The organism is Pseudomonas sp. PS01299, assembly GCF_029960145.1.
Taxonomy (GTDB): domain Bacteria; phylum Pseudomonadota; class Gammaproteobacteria; order Pseudomonadales; family Pseudomonadaceae; genus Aquipseudomonas; species Aquipseudomonas putida_A.
The window spans coordinates 1-2,274 of the sequence record NZ_JASCPO010000437.1; the positions used below are offsets into that span (position 1 = coordinate 1).

2 protein-coding genes are annotated in these 2,274 nt (G+C 61.3%); both read right to left on the minus strand.

Going from position 1 to position 2,274, the window contains the following annotated elements; translation table 11 throughout:
- Window positions 1–205: 205 nt before the first annotated feature.
- Window positions 206–973, minus strand: coding sequence for a helix-turn-helix transcriptional regulator (locus QMX91_RS30750; RefSeq protein ID WP_282413871.1), 768 nt, complete (start codon window positions 971–973; stop codon window positions 206–208).
- Window positions 974–1,122: 149 nt separating this feature from the next.
- On the minus strand, window positions 1,123–2,046 hold the full coding sequence (locus QMX91_RS30755; RefSeq protein ID WP_282413872.1) for a universal stress protein: 924 nt from the start codon (window positions 2,044–2,046) through the stop codon (window positions 1,123–1,125).
- Window positions 2,047–2,274: the final 228 nt, after the last annotated feature.

Below are 2,274 nucleotides of genomic sequence, written 5' to 3' on the forward strand. Positions count from 1 at the left end.
AATTGGCCCCGCCCAACCCATTGGGGGCGGGGGCTGGCCCGCGAATGCGGTGTGCCAGCCAACACCTTAAGTGCCTGACACGGCCTCTTCGCGAGCAAGCCCGCTCCCACAGTTTTAACCGGGTGTTGCTGTAACCATCGGCTCAGCGCATTTCGATGTGGGTGCGGGCCTGCTCGCAGCGGCAGTTCCTGCAGATCGGGCACCATCAAGCGGCGTGGGGTGAGCCGGGCTGGGTGGCGGTATGTTCAGGCGAATACATCCAGCGCATCAACGAATGCCGGCCGCTGATCCCCAGTTTGATCGCGGCGCGTTTGAGGTAGCTTTCCACTGTGTTGACCTTCAACTGCAACTGCTCGGCCAGCTCCGGTGCGGTACGCCCGGCGAGCAGGCCGATGCACACTTCGGTTTCGCGATTGGACAGCCTCAGGCCCAGTTGCTGCAAACGCTCGTTGAAGCGCAGCCGCAGGTTTTCCAGGCCCTGTTGCGCGCCATCAGCGCTGGGCGACGGGTCTTCTGTGTTGGTCTGCTGGGGTTGCAGGGCGTGAATGTGTTTTTCCACCATCGGCAACAGCACCGGAGATATGTCCTGCAACAAACTCTGCTCCTGAGCCGAGAAGCGCTGCGACTGGTCGTTGCGATACACCGAAATCACGTAGCGGTAGCCGTCCTTGCGCCGGGTCAGGTGCAGCTGCGAGGCATCGGCGCTGGCCGCGTCTGGCGTGTCCATCGGCTCGCTCGAGCGTGCGGCAATCTGTTCGCAGAATACCGTTTCAGCCTGCTGGGCCGAGTCTTGGCCGGTTTCCGGCGGGTTGCGATGGGCGGGGCGGCCCACCGGCTCGACGCGCATCTGGCGAATGTGTGTGGCGTCCACCGCCAGTTGTGTCTGGATCAGGTCATGCAGCATCCGCGGAAAGTGCCGGCTGCCGGTGCTCGCAATGACTTTACCGATGTGGGGAAACAGGTGTGAATTCATAAACATCATCCATGAGTTGCAGGTGAAACAGTCCCATTCCTGACCTGCGTCGAGCATGTTCCCTGGTCGGCGCAAATGTCAGGATGTGGATCCTATCCTAGTACAACGTTTGAAAGACGGTTTAATGAAGGTGTTATTAGCTCATAACCTCATTCGAGCTTTTCCGGCGCCACCACCCACACACTGCATGGCATCCGGTACAGCAGGTGTTCGACGGTGCTACCGATCAGGCGGCCCATGCCCCGGTGCGCGACGCGGCCCATGACGATTAGGTCAATGTCGTACGCGTCGGCGTAACTGGCCAGTACCTTGGCCGGGTCGCCCATGATCATGTGCTGGTTTTCTGCCGGAATATCGTTGCGCTCGGCCAGTTCACAAAAGGCTTCGCCCTGGGCATCGAACAGCGCCTTGGCGGCGCTGGAGGAAAAGAACGCCGAGGCATGATCGAAACCGAATTCGGCGGCGCTGATCGAGGACAGGTCGTGAGCGTAGATCACGTCCAGCTCGGCTTTACACAAACTTGCCAGTTTGCCGGCTTCGTACAGAATCCGGTCGTTCAGACCCTGGTACTGCCCATCGCGATGGAACGGGTCGACCGCCGCGACAATACGCCGTGGCAGAGCATGTTGCACATGGCTGACAAAGTGCAGCGGCACCGGGCACTCGCGCAGCAGATGCACATCCAGCGGGGTGAACATCAGGCGTGACAGCAGCGATTCGTGCTCCAGTGCCTTGATCAGCGCCGCCATCGGCTGTTCGCGCAGGTGAATGAGGATTTCCTCCAGCGGACTTTCGACCCAGACCACCTCGGTGGTGACGTGCACCCCGAGTTTGCGCAGCGGCCGAGCCTGGTCTTCGAGCCATTGGTGATGGCGCTCGACGTAGCCCAGGCGCATTTGCTCCAGCGCCTGTTCATTGACCAGCCCGGCAGTCGCCAGGCCTTCCAGATAATCGAACGCAACGATGTGCAAGGCCGCGTCAGACGCCTTGGCCAGCGCGGCGGCGCGTTCGAAAGCCGGGCTGTTTTTCATCAGGGGCGAAACCACCAGCATGAAACGCGATTGCTCAGACATGACAAATCTCCCGTGGTTGATCGCACACACGACGCGAAAAGGCGGCGCGGTGTTCGTGCCGTGAGCCTTGCGCCCATCGTGGCGCCGGTGTGGCGGGCGGGATTGATATTTGTCAACGGGACGATTCGGCAGCACAGCTCATCGGACGCGCGGTATGTGGTGACCGTAATGGCCCCTTCGCGAGCAAGCCCGCTCCCACGGGGGGATGCGATGTTCACGGGTTGGGTG

Coding starts and splice junctions, on each gene's coding strand:
- QMX91_RS30750 (WP_282413871.1), bottom strand. CDS start 973: ATGAATTCACACCTGTTTCCCCACATCGGTAAAGTCATTGCGAGCACC.
- QMX91_RS30755 (WP_282413872.1), bottom strand. CDS start 2,046: ATGTCTGAGCAATCGCGTTTCATGCTGGTGGTTTCGCCCCTGATGAAA.